The sequence below is a fragment of the Hoeflea sp. genome, from assembly GCF_984452065.1.
Window position 1 is genome coordinate 1 of the sequence record NZ_CFHWAF010000081.1, and the last position, 20,634, is coordinate 20,634.

The 20,634-nt window shown below is 61.8% G+C and carries 17 protein-coding genes; 8 read left to right on the top strand and 9 right to left on the bottom strand.

The genetic code is table 11. The features are described 5' to 3' along the window. The 3 genes from AC5E6N_RS15535 to AC5E6N_RS15545 form a co-directional block, all read left to right on the top strand. Window positions 1-1,068: HAD-IC family P-type ATPase (locus AC5E6N_RS15535; RefSeq protein WP_491748659.1), on the top strand; the 1,068-nt coding region annotated here is incomplete at its 5' end. Beyond that, a complete protein-coding gene (locus tag AC5E6N_RS15540; RefSeq protein ID WP_491748660.1) occupies window positions 1,068-2,789 on the top strand; it encodes a cation:proton antiporter in 1,722 nt (573 codons plus the stop codon). The genes AC5E6N_RS15535 and AC5E6N_RS15540, both read left to right, overlap by 1 nt. Window positions 2,790-2,842: 53 nt before the next feature. Then, window positions 2,843-3,733, top strand: coding sequence for a universal stress protein (locus tag AC5E6N_RS15545; protein WP_491748661.1), 891 nt, complete (start codon window positions 2,843-2,845; stop codon window positions 3,731-3,733). 480 nt (window positions 3,734-4,213) lie between these two features. On the opposite strand, the gene AC5E6N_RS15550 is transcribed toward AC5E6N_RS15545, so the two are convergent. The 8 genes from AC5E6N_RS15550 to metC all read right to left on the bottom strand — a co-directional run bounded on the left by AC5E6N_RS15550 (window position 4,214) and on the right by metC (window position 12,276). Then, window positions 4,214-5,212, bottom strand: a complete 999-nt coding sequence (locus AC5E6N_RS15550) for a proline racemase family protein (RefSeq protein ID WP_491748662.1) — start codon at window positions 5,210-5,212, stop codon at window positions 4,214-4,216. Between the two features lie 11 nt (window positions 5,213-5,223). After that, on the bottom strand, window positions 5,224-5,973 hold the full coding sequence (locus AC5E6N_RS15555; protein WP_491748663.1) for an amino acid ABC transporter ATP-binding protein: 750 nt from the start codon (window positions 5,971-5,973) through the stop codon (window positions 5,224-5,226). Between the two features lie 3 nt (window positions 5,974-5,976). Continuing rightward, a complete protein-coding gene (locus AC5E6N_RS15560) occupies window positions 5,977-7,080 on the bottom strand; it encodes an ABC transporter permease subunit (RefSeq protein ID WP_491748664.1) in 1,104 nt (367 codons plus the stop codon). Window positions 7,081-7,083: 3 nt separating this feature from the next. Beyond that, window positions 7,084-8,217, bottom strand: coding sequence for an ABC transporter permease subunit (locus tag AC5E6N_RS15565; protein WP_491748665.1), 1,134 nt, complete (start codon window positions 8,215-8,217; stop codon window positions 7,084-7,086). Between the two features lie 82 nt (window positions 8,218-8,299). After that, the gene (locus AC5E6N_RS15570) at window positions 8,300-9,346 is read right to left on the bottom strand and encodes a transporter substrate-binding domain-containing protein (RefSeq protein ID WP_491748666.1); all 1,047 of its coding nucleotides are present in this window, start codon (window positions 9,344-9,346) and stop codon (window positions 8,300-8,302) included. Then, window positions 9,343-10,290 carry an ornithine cyclodeaminase family protein gene (locus AC5E6N_RS15575; protein WP_491748667.1) on the bottom strand — a complete coding sequence of 316 codons (948 nt, stop codon included), beginning with the start codon at window positions 10,288-10,290 and terminating at the stop codon, window positions 9,343-9,345. The genes AC5E6N_RS15570 and AC5E6N_RS15575 overlap by 4 nt, the downstream gene beginning before the upstream one ends. Before the next feature lie 185 nt (window positions 10,291-10,475). Then, a complete protein-coding gene (locus AC5E6N_RS15580) occupies window positions 10,476-11,108 on the bottom strand; it encodes a VOC family protein (RefSeq protein WP_491748668.1) in 633 nt (210 codons plus the stop codon). Between the two features lie 7 nt (window positions 11,109-11,115). After that, entirely contained in the window at window positions 11,116-12,276 is a 1,161-nt protein-coding gene (gene metC, locus AC5E6N_RS15585; RefSeq protein WP_491748669.1) for a cystathionine beta-lyase, read from the bottom strand. A 95-nt stretch (window positions 12,277-12,371) separates the two neighbouring features. On the opposite strand from metC, the gene AC5E6N_RS15590 reads away from it, so the two are divergent. Next, on the top strand, window positions 12,372-14,696 hold the full coding sequence (locus AC5E6N_RS15590; protein WP_491748670.1) for a molybdopterin-dependent oxidoreductase: 2,325 nt from the start codon (window positions 12,372-12,374) through the stop codon (window positions 14,694-14,696). Between the two features lie 55 nt (window positions 14,697-14,751). Next, window positions 14,752-15,537 (top strand): IclR family transcriptional regulator, encoded by a 786-nt coding sequence (locus tag AC5E6N_RS15595; protein WP_491748671.1) that lies wholly within the window; start codon window positions 14,752-14,754, stop codon window positions 15,535-15,537. Here AC5E6N_RS15595 and AC5E6N_RS15600 read toward each other — a convergent pair. Then, window positions 15,530-15,949, bottom strand: coding sequence for a rhodanese-like domain-containing protein (locus tag AC5E6N_RS15600; RefSeq protein WP_491748672.1), 420 nt, complete (start codon window positions 15,947-15,949; stop codon window positions 15,530-15,532). The two genes, AC5E6N_RS15595 and AC5E6N_RS15600, sit on opposite strands and share 8 nt — an antisense overlap. A gap of 127 nt (window positions 15,950-16,076) precedes the next feature. Here AC5E6N_RS15600 and AC5E6N_RS15605 point away from each other — a divergent pair, with 127 nt between their 5' ends. The 3 genes from AC5E6N_RS15605 to AC5E6N_RS15615 form a co-directional block, all read left to right on the top strand. Then, a complete protein-coding gene (locus tag AC5E6N_RS15605; RefSeq protein WP_491748673.1) occupies window positions 16,077-17,348 on the top strand; it encodes an NAD(P)/FAD-dependent oxidoreductase in 1,272 nt (423 codons plus the stop codon). A gap of 6 nt (window positions 17,349-17,354) precedes the next feature. After that, complete coding sequence (locus AC5E6N_RS15610; RefSeq protein WP_491748674.1) at window positions 17,355-19,436, top strand: hydantoinase/oxoprolinase family protein; 2,082 nt, start codon at window positions 17,355-17,357, stop codon at window positions 19,434-19,436. Continuing rightward, window positions 19,433-20,634, top strand: a 1,202-nt coding sequence (locus AC5E6N_RS15615) for a hydantoinase B/oxoprolinase family protein (RefSeq protein WP_491748675.1), incomplete at its 3' end; no start/stop codon positions are given. The genes AC5E6N_RS15610 and AC5E6N_RS15615, both read left to right, overlap by 4 nt.

Below are 20,634 nucleotides of genomic sequence, written 5' to 3' on the forward strand. Positions count from 1 at the left end.
TTCGCGATTGGACATGTCGCCCGTCATGCCCTGGGCTTCGTCAATCAGCAGGATGTGCTGACGGGCAATGAGATCGATCAGCTGGACGACGGTTCGCTGGCTGAGCGGGCTCCCGATGTCGATATCTTCGCCCGCACAAGCCCCGAGCACAAACTCAGGCTTGTACGGGCTTTCCAGGCGGGCGGACACGTCATTGCGATGACCGGCGACGGCGTCAACGACGCACCCGCGCTCAAGCAGGCCAATGTCGGTATCGCCATGGGCCGGAACGGGACAGAGGCCGCCAAGGAAGCCGCTGAAATGGTGTTGACGGATGACAATTTCGCCTCGATCGATGCCGCGGTAAGAGAGGGGCGAACCGTCTACGACAACCTGAAAAAGGCGATCGTGTTCCTTCTGCCGGTCAATGGCGGCGAGGCCTTCGCCATCATCGCGGCAATCCTCCTGGGCTCCGCGCTGCCCATCACACCGCTGCAAATTCTCTGGGTAAACATGGTGAGCTCGGTGGGCCTTGCGATGGCGCTGGCTTTCGAGCCGACGGAGGCGGACGTGATGAAGCGCCCGCCGAGACCCGCGGACCAGCCAATGCTGTCAACGTTCCTCGTATGGCGGATTGCCTTTGTATCCATCCTGTTCGTGCTCGGGATCTTCGGGATGTTTACATGGGCGCGCGCGAACGGTTCCACCCTTGAAGAAGCACGCACCTATGCCGTCAACACACTGGTCGTCATGGAGGTCTTCTACCTCTTCAGCGTCCGGTATCTGCGGGCACCGTCGCTGACGCTGGCGGGAATCCGCGGCACGCGTGCCGTCATTGTCGCGGTCATGGTGGTGGTGTTCCTGCAGCTCGTCTTTACCTATGCGCCATTCATGAATGCACTCTTCCAGACGCGGCCGGTCGGCTTTGTCCACGGAGCCGAAATCATAGGTGTGGGCGTTGCGCTCTTCGCCATTCTCGAAATTGAAAAGTGGCTCCGTATCCGGTTTTTCGGCCGGCGGCACTCGTCCGGTGACCGCGCGCCAACCTCCGGCGCCGTGAATTCTCGTGTAAGCCGGGAGGCTCGCTGATGCTGGAGATCGTGTCCACCTCTGTGTTCTACGAAGTCGCGGCACTGCTCGTGCTTGCTGCGGCAGTGGGGCTTGTCGGCGTCCTGCTGCGCCAGCCGCTGATTGTGAGTTTCATTGCCGTCGGCATCCTGGCGGGTCCGTCCGTGTTCGGGCTCGCCCAGTCGGAGGAGCACATCAACCTGCTCGCCGAACTCGGCATTTCCGTTCTTTTGTTTCTTGTGGGGCTCAAGCTCGACATCAGGCTGGTGCGCACCCTCGGGCTGGTCGCGCTGATGACCGGTCTCGGTCAGGTAGCGTTCACCTCGATTATCGGCTTCGCTATCGGGCTGGCCCTTGGATTCGACGCCATAACCAGCCTCTACGTCGCGGTGGCTCTGACATTTTCAAGCACGATCATCATCGTCAAGCTGCTCTCCGACAAACGCGAAATCGACTCCCTGCACGGCCGTATCGCGCTTGGTTTCCTGATCGTGCAGGATCTTGTGGTCGTGCTGGCGATGATCGTGCTCTCGGCTGTGGGCGTGGGCACCAAGGCAAATGCGGCAGCAAGCGATGTCGCGATGATATTTGTCTCCGGCATAGCGATGCTGATCGTTGTCGGCATTTTTATACGCTACGTCGCGGAACCGCTGGTCGAGCGTCTGGCACGGGCGCCGGAACTCCTTGTCTGCTTTGCCATCGGCTGGGCCGCGCTGTTCGCCGCCGCCGGCGATTTCCTGGGATTCAGCATGGAGCTCGGAGGTCTCCTGTCAGGCGTTTCGCTCGCGTCGACGCGCTTGCGCGAGGCCATGGCCGCCAGGCTCGCGCCGTTGCGGGATTTCCTGCTCCTGTTCTTCTTCATTGCGCTGGGTACGCATCTTGACCTTTCGCTTGTCGGCGAACAGGCGCCTTCCGCCATCATTTTCTCTCTGTTCGTGCTGATCGGCAATCCGCTCATCGTTCTGGTGATCATGGGCGCCATGGGATATCGCAAGCGGACCGGTTTCCTTGCCGGCCTCACTGTCGCGCAGATCAGTGAATTTTCTCTCATCTTCATGGCCATGGGCGTCTCGCTGGGCCATGTGGGTGCCGAATCCCTCGGCCTGGTGACCCTGGTGGGGGTCATCACCATCTCGCTGTCGACCTACATGATAACCAATTCGCACTGGCTCTATGCACGGCTGGAACCCCTGCTCGGCCCGTTCGAACGCGCCGGGACTCCGCGCGAGGCTGAAGAGCAGGAAATGCCGACGGCGGCCCGATACGATGTTCTGCTGTTCGGGCTCGGGCGCTATGGCGGAGCCATTGCGCAGCGTCTGAGGGCCCGGGGTCTCAATGTGCTGGGAATCGATTTCAATCCGGCTGTCGTGAAGCGATGGCACGAAGAAGGTCTGGAGGTTGTCTATGGCGATGCAACCGACCCTGAATTTGTCGCACATCTGCCGTTCACCGGCGTCAAATGGGCCGTATCCGCCGTGCCGGAGCACGAAGCGGGGGTCACCCGGGACGATTCGCGGCTTGCACTGGTGCACGCTCTTCGCGACCAGGGTTTCCAAGGTCAGATCGCTGTCACGTCACACCGGGAAGAGGACGGACAGAATATGCACACGAGCGGCGCCGACCTCATCCTGCAACCGTTTCAGGACGCTGCCGACCAGGCCGCGGGTCTTCTGACCGGCGAGCGACAGCCACCACGATTTGAAGTGATCGAACCGGAGGATCAAAAGGAGTTGGCGCCGTGATCCGCGCGCTTCCCGCTGCCGGATCCTTACTCTAACGCTTGAAGGAGCAATCGATGAAATCGATAATGTTGGCAACGGACTTTTCTGAACGCTCCGATCGCGCATTGCGACGCGCCACGCTGCTGGCCGAAGAATTCGACGCATCGCTTTCGATCGTTCATGTGGTTGATGACGATCAGCCGCAGCATATCGTTGACCGGGAAACGGAGATTGCAGAAAACCACCTTCGGGTACTGAAATCCACAGTGACCAAGGTGGATGGCATCGCCTGTACGTCCGAAGTCAGACTTGCCGCACCCGATGTCGGGATAGCGCAGGCCGTGCAAAACGCCAAGCCGGATCTTCTCGTGATCGGACCGCATCGCCGGCAGGCATTGCGGGATGTTTTTGTCGGCACCACCGCTGAGCGGACGATACGGTCCGTCGAGTGTCCGCTCCTCATGGTGAATGCGCCTCCGGTCGGTCCTTACCGCCGCGTGCTGCTGTCCACTGATTTTTCAGCCGGCGCGCGTTGTGCGGTTCAGTGTTTTCAGGCGTTGGGGATGGCCCGCAAGACGGATGTCGCGATGCTTCATGTGTTTGATGCACCGGCACTGGGTCTCGCAATGAGCCACACGATGAGCGTTGACGAGAGAAAATCCTACATCGCGGATCAAAGCAACAATGCCGAGCGGGACCTGTCGGACTTTGCGGCATCCCTTGACGCGTTCCCCGTCCGGCAGGTCCTGCGCTATGCGGAACGCGCACCGGCCCGGGAAATCCAGCTGGCGGCGCAATCGGAAGAAGCCGACCTGATTGTCGTCGGCACACAGGGCGCAAGCGGCCTGCTCAGGTTTTTTCTCGGAAGCGTTGCCAAAGAAGTGCTTCGGACAGCTGATCGCGATGTGCTCGCCGTACCGCTTAACAGCCAATCGGGGACTGTTTACAGTGACCGATCCGAATGAGTGCGTCGGCGGTTTTGCGCTGGTTGTTTAGCAGCTGGTAGAAACCCGAGTAGCCACGGCGAGGGATTGTAAAGCCTTCGACTGTGTATGCTCAAGGCACAGCGCTTTCCAAGGAATAGTCACCGGCACGGACAATGTCACGAAGAATTTGAGATCGATCGTGCGGCACAGGATCGCCAGACAAAGGCCGGAAAGCTCCGCGCTCCGCATAGGGTCCCGCAGGACAATATCCCGATGGTCTTGTCGCGTGAAGGGTATCATGGGTTCGTTCCGCCGGTCGGAGTGAATGTGGTGGTATCGGTCTTTCTGAATTCCGGTCTGTCGGCGGCAAGCGGATGTCGTCGCCGGCGCGGCACAAAGGCAGCCCTTGCCGGGACCGGAAAAGGCTGCCGCTGTCTGGGTGCGGCGGAGAGGAACTATCTGATTGCGCGTGCGGGCAGATCGGCCAGCGCTCGTTGCGCCTCTGCCCAGCGGTCCCGCTTACAGGCTGAAGCCGTGCGGGAAGGGGTCGGACGGATCGAGGCCGAGCTGGGATATGCCGAATATCCAGCAGGATCCGGTCAGATCGGTTCTGACGGCTGCCTGATCGCCAACCCGCGTCAGGGCCGTGACCTTCGTTGTAAATTCGCTGCCGATTATCGAGCGTGTCTTCAATGTCTGCCCGACATCCAGACGTCTGGCCGCAACCTGACGCGCTGCCAATGCGGCGCTGCCGGTGCCGCAGGCCGAGCGGTCGGCGCGTCCCGGGCTGACGGTGGTGCATGTCAGCATGGCACCGTCCGGCGCCGCCTGATGGAATATCAGGTGCGAGATCGCATCAAGCTGCGGGCGCGAGGGATGTTGAACCTTGACCTGCCGCCTTGCCAGGTCGCGCAACGCCATGCCCGCCTGCGCCAGCGGCTCCGCGTTCCCGGCGCAGATGGGCAGGCCGACCGAATTGGCGTCCACGACCGCATAGTAGACGCCGCCGAAGCAGACATCGATCGGCACGTCTCCCCAGTTCGTGGTGGATATTGTCACGCCCGAATGCTGCATGAACGCATCCGGCATGGATATGCGGACCGATACGGCCTTGCCGTTCCTGCAGGATGCAATGGCGGTGACAAGCCCCGCCGCCGTGTCGAACACGATCCTCGTTTCGGGTTCGGCCATCGGCACAACGCCTGTTTCCAGAAGCGCCGTCGCCGCGCACATCGCATTCGAGCCGGACATGGCGTGGACGCCGTCGGGCAGCCAGACCATCATGCCGATATCGGCTTCCGGCCGTGTCGGCGGCAGCAGTGGCACCACCGCTCCGAGCCCGCATCCGCGCGGTTCGCTCAAAAGGAGCCGCCGCAGGCCGTCATCGACCTCGTTCGCATGCTTCAGTTTTTCCGCCATGGTCGCGCCCGGGATGTCGATCATCCCGGACATCGCCACACGGCCGATTTCACCGCCGCAGTGGACGTCGACAAGCTGAAGCGTTCGTGACCACTGCATACGGACTTTCTCTAATGCTGCAGAACCTGATCGAGGAACTTTCTGGCGCGGTTGGAATGCGGATTGTCGAAGAAGGAATCGGGATCGTTTTCCTCAACGATTTCGCCCGCATCCATAAAGATGACCCGGTCGGCGACCTTGCGGGCGAATGCCATCTCATGCGTGACACACAGCATCGTCATGCCTTCCGAGGCGACTTCGACCATGACGTCCAGCACCTCCGAAATCATTTCCGGATCGAGCGCCGAGGTCGGTTCGTCGAAGAGCATGATCCGCGGCTTCATACACAGGGAACGGGCGATTGCGACCCGCTGCTGCTGTCCGCCCGACAGCTGCGAGGGATATTTCTCGGCCTGGTCCGGGATGTGCACCTTGGTGAGATATTCGTGCGCGGTCGCGGTGGCTTCGCCGCGATCCGTCCTGTTGACGAGGATCGGCGCCAGGATGCAGTTTTCCAGTACGGTCATGTGCGGGAACAGGTTGAAGCTTTGAAACACCATTCCGGTCTTGCGCCGCATCGCGTCGATATCCGGAAGCTGGGCATTCATTTCGTTGCCGAATATCTCGATCCTGCCCTGCTCGTGTTCCTCGAGCTGGTTGATGCAGCGGATGAGCGTGGACTTGCCTGAGCCGGACGGCCCGCAGATGACGATGCGCTCGCCCTCCCGCACCGTGAGGTCGACATCCCGCAGGGCGTGGTACGAGCCGTAATACTTGTTCAGATTGTGGATCGACACGGCGATTTGGCTGTCTGGTTGCATCGGTTACCTACGATCCCCCTTACTCAGACGTGCTTCGAGATATGCCCCGTATCGGGACAGGCTGAGCGAAAAGATGAAAAAGATGACGCCGATGAATATGTAGACTTCCTTTGCCGCGATGCCCCATTCGGCGGTGCCGAAGGCGGCGTTGCCGGAGGCCAGCACTTCAAAGAAGCCGATAATGACGATCAGCGGCGTCTCAAGAAAGATGATGACGATCTGATTGATCGTTGAGGGCAGCGAAACCTTGAACGCCTGAGGCAGAATGATCCTGCTGACCCGGTGCCAGTATCCGAGGCCGAGCGCTTTTGCCGCCTCTTCCTGACCGGACGGCAGGCTGAGGATGCCGCCGCGCAGGATCTCCGCCTGATAGCAGCTGACATAGAGCGTGAAGCCGGCGATCACCCGGAAGAGCTTCTCGCCGATCATGAAATCCGGAAGGCCGAAGGGGACGACGACGGCCGCCACGAACAGCACGACGAGAAGCGGCAAAGAGCGGACGAAATCGATGATGGCCTGAACCGAGCGTGAAACCCAGGGCAGTTTCGACTGGCGCATCAGCACCAGTATGACCGAGGTCGGCATGGTCAGGATCGTGACGCTTGAAAATACAAAAAGTGTCAGCGAGAGGCCGCCCCACTGACGGACCGGAATATATTCAAGGCCGAAAATGCCGCCGCTCATCAGGATGGTAAATCCGCCGAACCCGGCTATCCAAAGCGGCGCGATGCGCGAAAATCGCCAGAAGACCGGAATGCAGGACAGGATCGCGGTCACCATGATCAGCAGGCAGGCAAGCGCCGAGCGCCACTGCTGATCAAAGGGATAAAGGCCATAGATGATGATGCGCCAGCGTTCCTGGATCACGGCCCAGCAGGCGCCGGCGCCGTCAACGCGGCACAGCTGTGAATCGGGCGAATAGAACACGCCGCGCAGGATGGCCCAATCGAAGATCCGGTAGCCGATCCAGAGCAGGCCGGCGATCACCAGGACCGAAAGCAGGCTGAGGACCGGGTGTTTGCGGGCATAGGCGATCGTCCTGCCGATATGCGTCTGCTTGCCGGGCAGTTCCGTCTTCGGCCTGGAGCTGAGAGTCACGTCCGCCATCGGTTACCTCGCCTGCCTGAGATGCATGCGCGTACCGATGCCGTTCATGATCCATACCAGACCATTGTTCAGGAGCCAGAAGGCGGCCGCCAGTATCAGGATAAACTCGATGGTCTGCCCTGACTGGTTGATCGAGGAGACGGTCACGGCAAACAGGTCCGAGAAGCCGACGGCAATGCCGAGCGTCGTTGCCTTGATCAGCCAGACATAGAGGTTGGTCATCATCGGCAATATGTTCTGTACGGTGATCGGCAGCTGTATGCGGGAAAAGATCATCCATCCGCTCATGCCCAGCGCCCGGCCGGCCTCGACCTTGCCCGGATCGACCGAAAGAAAACCGCCGCGCACGATCTCGGCAATATAGGCCGCGCCATAGAACATGGTTGCAAACAGGATGGCGCTGAGTTCGGGCGGCATGCTCATTCCGCCGCGGAAATTGAAACCCTTCAATTCGGGAATGGACAGGAGCGGCGTGTCCGGTATGCGCGACGCGGCGCATATGATCGTGATCAGGATCAGCGCCGCCGCGAGCACCGAAGCGGACAGGCTCGCCTTGCGCCGGAAACTTTCGAACATGAAGCGCTTGCCCAGCGCGATCCAGATCAGGATGGCGGTGACCACGATGACAATCAGAACCACGATGGCCGTCGCCGGCCCGGTGATGTTGAGGGCGGGAACGAACATGCCGCGGGCGGTCAGAAAAATACCGTCTCCCAGCTGGATGGCCTGCCGCGGCGCCGGGAAGGCGGAAAATGCCGCATACCACGCCAGAACCTGCAGGATCGGCGGGACGTTGCGGATGATGTCGACATAAACCAGTGCGACGGCGTTCAGGACGGCGTTGCCGGAAATGCGCATGGCGGCGAGGACGACGCCGAGCACCGTTGCCAAGGCCATCGCCACATAACCGACGATGACCGTGTTCATGAAACCCATGAGCAGGGTCCACCAGTAGGGATCGCTGATCGAGGTCGGCAGGAAGGTGAAGCCCATATCCCAGCCGGTTCCCCGTTCCAGGAAGCCGAATCCGGAGGTTATGCCCTGCTCGCGCAGATTGTTCTGCGCGGTGATCAGGAAACCCGCGATAATCAGCACCAGAACCGCCACGAAGGAGGTCTGGAGCAACGTGTTTTTCATGTTCCTGGTCACGGCGGGTGTCCCTCAAACGGCAGTTGTGCGGAGGCGCAATCATGCGCCTCCGTTTTTATTATTCCGCCAATCAGTCGATCGTGAACGGGAACAGGACGCCGCCATTGTTCCACAGATTGTTGATGCCGCGCGGCAGCTTGTAGGGCGAACCTTCGCCGAGATTGCGGTCGTAGATTTCGGCATAGTTGCCGACCTGCTTGATGACGTTGTAACCCCAGTCATTCGGCAGGCCGAGGCGGTCGCCAAGTCCCGGATCGACACCGAGCATGCGGGCGACCTGCGGGTTGGGCGGAGCGGCCCTCATCTCATCGACATTCTGCGATGTCACACCGTGATACTCGGCGGCGAGCAGGACGGTCAGCAGCCAGTTGGCCGTATCGACCATGCGGTCCTCGCCCTGCCGCAGCGCGATCGATTGCGGGCCCATATTGACGAGTTCCGGCAGGATCATGTTGGCGTCGAGACCGCCTTCAGCGTCCGTCAGGAACACGGCCAGGTTCGGCCCCCAGCCGATAAAGGCGTCGCAACGATTGGCGTTGAAGGCGGCCTGTGCCTCCTCCTGCTTTTCGTACTGTACGAGATTGTAATCGAAGCCCAGGCCTTCCAGATAGTTGGCGGCGTGGCGGACCGTCGAGGTTCCCGCTTCGCCGCAGATCGTGGCGCCTTCGAGTTCCGTTGCGGACGTGATGCCCAGATCCCGTTTCGCGGCGAATTGCGTGCCGCCGAGGAAGTAGGTGCGCGAATATTGCAGGTTCAGTTCCAGATCGCGCGACATCGTCCACTCGGTGAGCTTGATGATCACGTCGATGTCGCCGGACTGAAGCGCCGGAAACCGCTGGGCCCAGCTCAGCGGAATGAACTCCACCGCGTCCTTGTCGCCGAGGATCTGCGCTGCCATGGCGTGGCACAGATCGATATCGAGCCCCCTCCAGACACCCTTGTCGTCGACCTCGGCAAAGCCGCGATAGGATCCGTTATGGCTCGGGCATAAAAGCTTGCCACGCTCGGTGATGGTCTTGACGGTCTGTGCGGGTTCGGCGACTTGCGCCCATGCATTGCCGGCGGTCACCGATGCCAAGGCGGCGGCGATCACCATCGTTTTTGCTGGAAATTTCATAGTATACCTCCTGGTTGATCTCGTTTTCGGTCACTGTTTTCTGTTTGGTATGCGTCGTAGACCAGACGCCCACTTGCTATGTCCTGAACCGCGATTCCGACGGACTTGAAGAGGGTTGTCCGGGAGGCGGGAATTTGCGTCTCTGCGGCCAGCACCTCGCCCGCTTCGGCGGCGATCTCGGCTCCTGACAGAATGATGTCGCCGGATTCCCTGCGGACGGCATCGCGGGAATCGACGACAATGGCGTTTGCCATCACGGCATCGTCCAGTTCGCGCCAGTCCGGCCGCGGCGATCCCACCGAGTTGACGTGGGCACCCGGTTTGAGCCACGCGCCCTGAAGCACCGGTTCGCGGGCGTTGGTCGCACAGACGACGATATCGGCGCCTTCGACGGCATCCTTCAGCGGCGCAGCGCGCGCGCCATGGGCCGCGGCGAACGCCTGAGCGCGGGCGTCGGTTCTGCTCCAGACGCGGACGTCGTCGATCGGGAAAACCGTCTTGAGGGCCTGAAGGTGGGCCAGCGCCTGAACGCCGCTTCCCACAAGAGCCAGACTGCGGCTTTCAGGGTTTGCCAGCACTTCGGACACTGCGGCGGATGCGGCCGCCGTGCGCATTTCGGTGATCAGGCGTCCGTCCATGAATGCGATCGGGTGACCGTGCTGCGGATCGAACAGGCCAATGGCGGCAAAATGCGTATGGATGTCCTTGCGGGCATTGCCCGGATAGAAGGAGACCATTTTTGCCCCCATCGCGCCCGGCATCGCCGCCGGCATCAGTCCGAAATAACGTTCGCCTTCCTCGACCGTCATCATGTTGCGAACCGGCTGCTGCACCTTACCGGCGGAAAAGGCGATGAACGCATCGCGCATCGCAGGGATCAACGCCTCGTAACTGAGGAGCTTCGCGACATCTGCCTCGGCCAGTGTTACTGGTGCGTTTTCCATTGCCCGGTCCGGTCAGTCAGGTGGCAAAATCTACATTCGGATCACTCTATATTCTCAGTATAAGTGTGTCAATAAATGGAATAGTTGTTCTGATATATAGAACAAAAGAGAATTTTGATGCTGTGATCCGGTCGATCCTGGAACCTTGGTTCCGCCCGATGCTCATGCGCGGCGGTGCCGACGCTTCAGTCTATTGTGAACGTCCCGTTCGGTCCCTCGACTTCAAAGGCGAGGCCATGCTGTCCCTCGATGACACCGGCCAGGTGGGAAACATCCAGCGCGTCGAGCATTTCAGCGAGCCGATCGGGCTGCGGATGGCTCAGAACAATCCTCCTCAACCGGATGCCGAGATCCTGCTGTGCGGTGCTCGGATGCGGGCCGGGCGACCATTCGATAAAGGCCGGTAAAAGTCCGTGCTCCGGCAGGTGTCCGTCTGACGGGACGGTCAGTCGCCAGGACCGCTCGCCGCGTGTGAAATAGAGGATTTCGCCAAGGTCGACCGGGCTCTTTTCCGCCACTGCGTCGAGATTGTCCGTTCCGACGACCCAGCACAGCGCACGCGGCCGTTCAGCTAACCTCCGGCGGGTCTTGTCCTCGTCGAGCGAGAACCAGCGCGCCCGTCCCGGATCGGGTGCGGCCGGATCGATCGAGAGGATTTCGAGAAAGCTCTCATTGCCGGTCCGGGTGACGCAATTGTGGGTGCCCATCAGATCATGTTTCCCGCCCGGGGGAACCGTGACGCCCAGTTTTTCCGCCAGGTGTTTCCGGCCTTGTTCAAGCGTCTCGGCGCCTACGGCAAAGTGGTCGATCCTGTTCATGTCATCCTCAATTCAGATGCGGCAGCGCCTGCGCCAGATCGGCGATCAGGCTGTCGGTGTTCTCGAAGCCGATGCAGAAGCGAATGACGCGGCCCTCCTCGGTCCACGGATTTGCGGTGCGGTTCGGCTCCACCGGCAGCACGAGGCTCTCATAGCCGCCCCAGCTCACCCCGACGCCGAACAGTTTCAGCGCGTCGACGAAGGCGTGGAGTTTTTCGTCGCCGCAGGGATTTGCAACCACGCTGAAAAGCCCTGCCGAACCGGTAAAGTCGCGCTTCCAGAACCGGTGGCCCGGACAGCTTTCGAAAGCCGGATGCAGCAGGCGGCTTATCTGCGGCTGGGCGGCCAGCCAGCGTGCGACCCGCAGACCGGCATCCTGCGCCGCGTTCATGCGCATCTCGAGCGTCCGCAATCCCCGCAGGGACAGGAACACGTCCTGTCCGCCGGCCCGGTCGCCGTAGGCGAGACAGGTTTTGCGCATGTCGTCGAATGTCGTGTCGTTGCAGACGATGAAGCCGATCATCGTATCGGAATGTCCGCCGATATATTTCGAGCCCGAGTGGACGACGACATCGACTCCGAGTGTCAAAGGTTTGCAGAAAACCGGTGTCGCCCATGTTCCGTCGATGATCGAGATCGCGCCCGCGTCCCGCGCCGCGGCGGCGATTGCCGGAATATCGGGCACCTCGAACGTGCCCGATCCGGGAGCCTCGAACATCACCGCGGCGGTGTTGTTTCTCAAATGGTCGCCCGGGCCTGCCATCGGATCGAAATAGGAGATGTCAACGCCGCACCGGGCCAGGACGGTGTCGCAAAAACTCCGGGTCGGCCCGTAGACATTGTCGGCCACGAGAATATGGCTTCCGGCCCGTGCGGCACCCATCAGCGCCATGGTCACGGCGGTCAGTCCCGACGATACGGAAATGCACCCGGCGCCGCATTCGAGTGCGGCCATTGCGCGCTCCAGTTCAAAACTGGCTGTGTTGCCGTATCGCCCGTAGTAATGTGTGCCGTGGGCATAACGGTTTTCCCGGGCGGTGATGAACGCATCCAGCGTATCGAAGAGCATTGTCGAGCCCTGCATGATCGGCAGGTTGACCGGACGGCCGTCGCCCTTCTCGTCTCTTCCAAGATGGACAAGAGCATCGGAGATGGGTGAGTCGGGCATTGGAAAGACCTCGCGAAAGCGTCGAATAAAGGATGACGTCACACCCATATTGTGTCAATATGCAAAAAAGGCGTTATGTATAGTGGAACAACTTGATGGGCGACGCTGAATCTGCCAGCAAGACCGGCCTGGTTGCAAATCACTGGGGTCTTGGCCATGCGGAGATCGTGAATGGACAGATCGAGCGCGTTGCCGGCCATCCCGGCGATCCGCATCCATCGAAGATCAATGACAACATTGCGGGCAGTCTGCGCGGGCGTGCCCGGGTGATGCGGCCTGCCGTCCGCCGGGGCTGGCTCGAACACGGCCCGGGCGCGAGCAGCGGCGAACGCGGCAGCGACAGTTTCGTCGAGATGTCCTGGGCGGATGTGCTGGACCTTCTTGCCGAGGAGTTGAACCGGGTCAGGAAAGATTACGGCAATGACAGCCTCTTTGCCGGATCCTATGGCTGGGGCAGTGCCGGCCGGTTCCACCATCCCCAGAGCCAGTTAAAGCGTTTCCTCAACACGATCGGCGGTTTCGTGCGTTCCGAGGGCAATTACAGCTACAATGCGGCCCTGGTCCTCATGCCTCATATCGTGGGGAATTTTCGCGACCATGTGAAAGAAGCGACACGCTTCAGCAACATTGCCGCCCACGGCGAACTGGTGGTCATGTTCGGAGGGATTGCGTCGCGCAACGGCCAGGTGTCCGATGGCGGCATCGGCCGGCACACACTGCCGGATGCCCTCAAGCGCTGCGCACAACAGGGCGTGCGGTTTATCAATATCAGCCCGCTGCGCCGGGACGCCGCGCCGGATCTTGACGCCGAGTGGCTGGCCATAAAGCCCGGCACCGATGTGGCGTTGATGATGGGCCTTGCACATTGTCTGCTGCGCGACAACCTCCATGATACGGCGTTTCTGGCCAGATACACGACGGGCTTCGAGCGTTTCGCGGCCTATGTGACGGGAGAGGCGGACGGCACGGTAAAGGACGCCCGCTGGGCGGCCGGCATCACAGGCATTCCGGCGGCCCGTATCGAAGCGCTGGCGCGCGAGATGGCTGAACACCGCACCATGATTACCTGCGCCGTCGGTCTGCAACGCGCCGATTTCGGCGAGCAGCCGCTGTGGATGACCGTGACGCTTGCCGCAATGCTCGGGCAGATCGGCCTTCCCGGCGGCGGCTACGTCATCGGCTACGGCGCGAACGGGTTGATCGGTAATGCGAACCGCCCGTTCCGGCCGGGTACGCTGCCCCAGGGCGAGAACCCGGTGAAGACGTTTATTCCCGTTGCGATGATATCCGAAATGCTGCTCAATCCGGGACGCAGCTACGATTACAATGGAACGCGGTCCGTGTTCCCCGATATCAGGATGGTCTGGTGGGCCGGCGGCAACCCGTTTCATCACCATCAGGACCTGAACCGTCTGCGTGCGGCCTTCCGGCGACCCGAGACCATCGTTGTCAATGAATTCAACTGGACGGCGACGGCGCGCCATGCCGACATCGTGCTGCCGGTGGCGATGCCGGAAGAGCGCAGGGATTTCGTCGGCGGACAGCAGGACAACATCCTTGCCCCGTCTCCGGCACTTGCGGCATCGGCCGGCGAGGCGCGCACCGAATATGACATCTATTGCGATCTGTCGCGCCGTCTCGGCGTTGAGGCCGATTTCACCGACGGGCGCAGCGAGGAGGACTGGCTGCGGCATCTGTGGCTGATGACCCGCCAGGCGGCGCATGAGCACGATGTCGACCTGCCGGAATGGGATGCGTTCATGGGCGGTGACATCATCTCCCTGCCGGACCCGGCGCCCGATCAGGTGTTTTTGTCGGAATTTCGCGCCGATCCCGACAAAAATCCCCTGCCGACGCCGAGCGGCCGTATCGAAATCGCGTCGGAGGAAATCACCGGCTTCGGCTATGACGACTGCCCGGGACATGCTGCCTGGATGCCGCCGCGCGGCGTGACGGCGGGAGAGAACGTCAACTTCCCGCTCTCGCTGATCTCCGGTCAGCCGGCCACCCGGCTTCATTCGCAATATGACAATGGCTCCTATAGCATGGCGCATAAAATCCAGGGCCGGGAGCCGGTGCTCATTCACCCGACCGACGCCGCGGCGCGGGCCATTTCGGACGGCGACATTGTCGAGATATTCAACGCGCGCGGCCGCTGTCTGGCCGGTGCGCGGGTTACGGACGATATCGCCAGCGGCACCGTCTTTTTGTGGACGGGTGCGTGGTACGATCCCGACGACCGGCATCCGCAGGCCCGCGACCGCCACGGCAATCCCAACGTGCTGACCCACGACACGCGGACATCGCGCCTGTCCCAGGGGCCGGCCTCGCATTCGGCCTTCGTGGAGATTGTCCGCTTCGCCGGACCGGCTCCCGACATGCGCGCGCATGAGCCGCCGCCGATGGACCGGACACGATGAGTTGTGCGTTTTGCCGCAAGGCTGCATTATCCGCGGACCAAAGACCGGGGGATGAATGACCGTAGAAGAAGAAATCAAGGCGGAAGAAAAACAGCCGCGGGTCGACAGCACGCTTTCAAAGGGGTTGCTGATCCTTGAGACGCTGTCCGCCGCCGCCCGGCCGATGGGCGTTTCGGAACTGTCCCGGGAACTTGGACTGACGAAGTCCAATGTTTTCCGCCTGCTTCAGACCCTGAGCGTCCTCGGCTACGTCAATCCCACCGAGGACAAGCAATATCGCGCGACGCTCAAGACATGGCAGATCGGCCGGTCTGTGGTCGAGAACTTCAATCTGCGGGAGATCGCCGGGCCGGCCATGGCCATGCTGTCCTCGGAGACGGGCGAGACGATCTACCTAGCGGTTCTCGAGGGGTTGAACATCGTTTACATCGACAAGGTGGATTCGCTTCAGCCGATACGCTCGTGGAACCCCGTGGCCGGCATGGCGCCGGCCTATTGCGTCGGCACCGGCAAGGCGATTCTTGCCGCAAACTACGCCCGTCTGCGTGTCCGGCTCGTCGGCAACCTGCAGAAATTTACCGATCAGACGCTGACATCCATGCAGAAACTGGACGAGGAAATGGCAATCACCGCCGGACGAGGCTATGCGATCGATCGCGGCGAGTTCCGCGAGGGTGTCATGAGCTTCGGGTCGGCCATATTCCTGCCGGACGGCGAGGCCGTCGGCGCTCTCGGCATCTCGGTCCCGACGGTCAATCTCAAGCCGGGGGACGAGGAGCGCATTTGCGGGCTCGTCAAATCGGCCGCCGAGGACGTGACCGCCCGCCTGGCTTTTATTTAGGTTTGCTCTCGTCCTTCTTGGGCTCCGGAAACTCGACAGGTCCGCCCTGCTTCTCCCAGGTTGAAAAACCCTCGCGCAGATGCGCGGCCTCGAAGCCCATATCCTGCAGGGTCGCGACCGAAAGGGCGGAGCGCCAGCCGCTGGCGCAATGGAAGACAAATTTCTTGTCCTCGCCGAATATCTCCTTGAAATAGGGGCTTTCCGGATCGACCCAGAATTCCAGCATGCCGCGCGGGCAGTGAAAGCTGCCGGGAATATAGCCCGAACGCTGGCGCTCGCGGATATCGCGCAGATCGACAATGACGACATCGGGGTCATCGACCATGGCGATGGCGTCCGCGGTCTCGACTTCCTCGATGCGCGCGCGCGCCTCTTCGACCATCTTCGCGACCGAGGTTTTAAGCTTTGACATATCTGCCCCATTGTTCTGATATATGAAACATACTTATTATATATTGACACACGATACGTTCTGCATCAAGCTTTGCGCGAGGGGTCGCGACGCCATTCTAACGCACCCTCGCGTTGTGGAGGAAACCGTGTCCGAGGCTGTGGCCATCTCCCTTTGGGATAAATCTACCGCTGAAAGCGAATATGACAGCAGGATGAAAGGCGACTGCGACTGCGATCTTGCGATCGTGGGTGGCGGCTTTACCGGCCTGTCGACGGCGCTGCACGGCGCGCAAAAGGGACTGGACTGCCACGTGCTCGAAGCGCGGCAGATAGGCTATGGCGGATCGGGCAGAAATGTCGGGCTGGTGAATGCCGGTCTCTGGCTGCCGCCGCAGGATGTTCATGCCCGGCTTGGAAAGGCGAAGGGCGCTTCGCTGGTCGAACAGCTGGGCGATATGCCCGAATATGTGTTCTCGCTGATCGAGAAGCACCAGATCCGCTGCGAGCCGCAGAGGAACGGAACCATACATGCGGCCCATTCGCCCGCCGGTTTTGCCGATCTTAGGCGCAGGTCCGAAGAATGGCAGCGCCTCGGAGCACCCGTCGACCTGCTGTCGAAGGAGGAGGCGTCGAAGCTGATCGGAACGCAACAATTCCACGGAGGACTGCTCGACCGCAGGGCCGGGACCATCAACCCGATGGGCTATGCGCGCGGGCTGGCCCGCGCCGCGGTCGGCGCCGGAGCAAAAATCTCGACCGGCGTGACCGTGCGGAAACTGCGCCGGGACGGGGATGTCTGGAAGGTCGAGACGGACAACGGCACCGTGACCGCCAAACATGTGGTGATCGGAACCAATGCCTATTCCGACGATCTGTGGCCGGGACTGAAACAGACCTTCACGATGATCCATTATTTCCAGGTGGCGACTGCTCCGCTGGGTGCGGATGCCGACTACATCCTGCCGGGCAGGCAGGGATTGTGGGACACCGGAAAGATCATGTTCTCGCTGCGCCGCGACAATTTCAACCGGCTGATCATCGGTTCCATGGGTTCGGTTATCGGTGGCCGGTCAGGGCTTTCGCAACGCTGGGCGGAGCGCATGGTCCGCCGCCTGTTTCCGCAGCTTGGCACGGTGACGATGGAAGAGTCCTGGCACGGCAAGATCGCCATGACACCGGACCATCTGTTCCGTATCCACCGGTTGGCGGACGGGCTCTATTCGCCCATCGGATATAACGGCCGCGGCATCACGACCGGAACGATGTTCGGCCGCGCCCTGGCGGAGCTTCTGACCGGCGCGGACGAGCATACGCTTCCCGTTCCGGTGACCGATCCGAAACCGGTGGCCGCCCGGGGGTTGAAGGCCCGCTTCTACGAAACCGTTTTTACGGCAAACCAGTTTTTCAAGAGCATCTGAATCCTCATGGCCGAGAACTCCATCCGCGTGGGCGTCGATATTGGCGGCACATTTACCGATGTGGCCCTGAGACACCCGGACGGACTGTCGACCTGCAAGGTCCTGACCAATTACAGCCAGCCGGAACAGGCGATCGTGGACGGCATCGCGAAGGCGGCCGGGGAGGCAGGCATCGCCCTGTCGTCAATTGTTCAGGTCATCCACGGCACGACACTGGTCACCAATGCCCTGATCGAACGGCGCGGCGCAAGGCTGGCCTTCATCACCACCGAGGGTTTTCGCGACGTGATCGAGATGCGCTCGGAAAACCGCTTCGAACAATACGACCTCAATCTGGAATTGCCCAAGCCGCTGGTCCCGCGCGCCGACCGTTTTACGGTCAATGAGCGCGTGGGGCCGGGGGGCGAGGTGCTGCTGGCGTTGGATGGCGAAGAGGTCGACCGGCTGGCGCGGAAGATTGTCGATGACGGTTATGAGGCGGTCGCCATCGGCTTCATGCACGCCTATGCCAATGACACCCATGAGCGCAGGATGGAAGAGGCGCTGCGCCGGCTCGCACCGGATTTGAAGATTTCGGTTTCCTCCGCCGTATCGCCGCAGATGCGGGAACTTCCGCGCTTCAATACGGTCATCGCAAACGCCTATGTGCAGCCCCAGGTCGCCGATTATCTCGGCCGGCTGGTGACGCGGCTGCGGGAGGCGGACATTGCCGCTCCGGTGTTCATGCTGCATTCGGGCGGCGGCCTCATATCGGTCGAGACGGCTGCGGATCAGCCGGTGCGGCTGCTGGAATCCGGACCGGCCGGCGGCGCCATCTTTGCCGCCGACTTTGCCCGGTCTCACGGCCTCGACAAGGTGCTCTCCTTCGACATGGGCGGAACGACCGCAAAAATCTGCCTCATCGAGGACGGCGAGCCGAAGACCGCCAGCACGTTCGAGGTCGCGCGGACCTACCGCTTCAAGAAGGGTTCGGGGATGACCGTTTCGACGCCGGTGGTGGAAATGGTCGAAATCGGCGCCGGCGGCGGCTCCATCGCGTCGGTCGACACGATGGGGCGTCTTCAGGTCGGGCCGCGCTCGGCCGCCTCCGAGCCCGGACCCGCGTGCTATCAGCGCGGCGGCGAGGAGCCGACCGTCACCGACGCCAATCTGGTGCTCGGCCGGCTGGATCCCGACAATTTCGCCGGCGGTGCCATTCCGCTCTCCCTGTCAAGGTCCGAGGACGCGATCACCGACCGGATCGGCAATCGAACGGGTCTTGCCGTTGCCGAGGTCGCGTTTGGCGTGACGGAGATGGTCGACGAGAACATGGCCAATGCGGCGCGGGTGCATACGGTCGAAAACGGCCGCGATATCGAGCACTTCACGATGATCGCCTTTGGCGGCGGCGCGCCTTTGCATGCCTGCCGGCTGTGCGAGAAACTCGGGATCGCCGCGCTTATCATTCCACCGGGCGCCGGTGTCGGCTCGGCCATCGGGTTTTTGAAGGCACCGTTCAGCTATGAGGCGACGAGGGGGTTTTTCCAGCGGCTCGCCGATTTCGACGCGCCGGCCGTCAACCGGATGCTGGAAGAGCTTGAGACCGAGGCGATGAGCTTCGTCCGTCAGGGCACTCCCGACGCGCCCACCTCAGCGCGGCTTACCGCGTTCATGCGCTATAGCGGGCAGGGCTGGGAAATACCCGTGCCGCTGCCGCACCGGCCCTTTTCGCAATCGGACCGGGAGCGGATTGAGACCGCGTTCGAGGAGGCGTACCGGACATTGTTCGGCCGGATCATCGACGGCCTTGCCGTCGAGATCACCAACTGGTCGCTGACGGTCGGCACCGTGCTTCCTGCCACCGCAGAGGTGGCGCGGCAGGAATGCGGGGAAACGGTGTCTTCGCCGGCAACGCGCAGCTTCTTCGATGCCGCGCTGCGCGAAACGGTGGACGCCAGGGAGGTCGAGCGCCTGTCGATGCGGCCCGGCCTGTCGGTCGACGGTCCCGCGGTGATCGTCGAAAACGAGACCTCGACCATCGTGACGTCCGCTTACCGCGCCATCGGACAGGCGGACGGCAGCCTGCTTCTGCTGCGAAAGGGAGGATGACCATGTCGTCCGGATCGATCGATCATCAGATCATGTGGAACCGGCTGATTGCGGTGGTGGAAGAGCAGGCGACGACGCTTATCCGCACCGCCTTCTCCACATCGGTGCGCGAGGCGGGGGACCTTTCCGCGGGCCTCTTCGACCGCGCCGACCGGATGATGGCGCAGGCGGTGACGGGCACGCCCGGTCATGTCAACGCAATGGCTGAAAGCGTCACGCATTTTGCCCGCGAAATAGGCGCGCAGAATATCTTCGAAGGCGACGTCTTCATCACCAACGACCCGTGGCTCGGCACCGGGCACCTGCACGACATAACCGTCGTCTCTCCCATTTTCCGCAAGGGCGTGCATATCGGCTTCTTCGCCTGCACCGCACATGTCGTCGATATCGGCGGACGCGGGTTCGGACCCGACGGCAACGAGGTCTATGAGGAGGGGCTGCTGCTGCCGATCATGAAGTTTGCCGAGCGGGGCAATGTCTCGCAGGATCTGCTGCGGATCGTGCGGGCGAATGTCCGCGAGCCGGATCAGGTCGTCGGCGACATGTACTCCCTTGCGGCCTGCAACGAGGCCGGTGAACGCCGCCTGCAGTCGATGATGGACGAGTTCGGCATCGACAATCTCGACGGTCTTTCCGATTTTATCATCGATACCAGCCGCAAGGCCACGCGGGAGGCGATTTCGAAAGTGCCGTCCGGCGTCTATGACAACGACATGCGCGTTGACGGTTATGACGAGCCGGTGACGATGGTCGTCGCGCTGACCGTCGACGGCGACCGGCTGTCGGCGGATTTCGCCGGCACATCAGGCATGAGCCGTTTCGGCGTCAACGTGCCGGAGGTCTATACGAGAGCCTATGCCTGCTACGGGCTCAAATGCGCCATCGCCCCGGAGATCCCGAACAATACCGGCTCGCTCGAACCCTTCGAGATCAGCGCGCCGGAAGGCTGTATTCTGGCGGCCCGGCGCCCGGCGCCTGTTTCGGTGCGGCACGTGCTTGGTCATCTCGTTCCCGACGTGGTGCTCGGCGCGCTGCACAAGGCGATGCCCGGTCTGGTGCCGGCGGAGGGGGCGAGCGCCTTGTGGAATATCCAGATATCGGCCCGGCCGAGCGATCCGGGAAGCGGTCTGCCCAATCGCGAGGTGCTGATGTTCAATTCCGGCGGAACCGGAGCGCGGCCGGCCGCAGACGGTCTTTC